Here is a 359-nt window from a genome sequence, read left to right on the forward strand (position 1 = left end):
AGTCCTTCGCCAGCGTTAAAAGACTGTTCATAGATGGCTCCCTTCAGTCGGATGTTTCGCCCCCCGTCCGGGTCGGCGATGCTGATGCTGCTTTTCGTGGTGCGTACCACCTCAAAACCTGCGCTTTCCAGCGCCTCAGTGACGTCCTGACGCGTTTTCAGTTCCCCGGATGAGGCTAAGGCCAGTAAACCACGCGTAATCGCCTGGGTGGCTTCCTGCTTCGTTTCCGGCAGCGCGGACGGCGTGACCAGCGCCCGTCGGTTTTCCGGCGCGTTCGGGTCATGCAGCCCCAGCCTGCCGTTCACGATGGTCTGCCAGGCATCAATGCGCGGACGGTCGGCGCGGTCGTAATACGGCTG

General features: G+C 61.8%; 1 pseudogene. It reads right to left on the minus strand.

Annotated features, from left to right (window positions below):
• Window positions 1–359: pseudogene (locus ACSZO4_RS25910) on the minus strand (plasmid mobilization relaxase MbeA); the annotation flags it as partial.

This window comes from Phytobacter sp. V91 (assembly GCF_965644225.1).
Lineage (GTDB): Bacteria > Pseudomonadota > Gammaproteobacteria > Enterobacterales > Enterobacteriaceae > CBFFRJ01.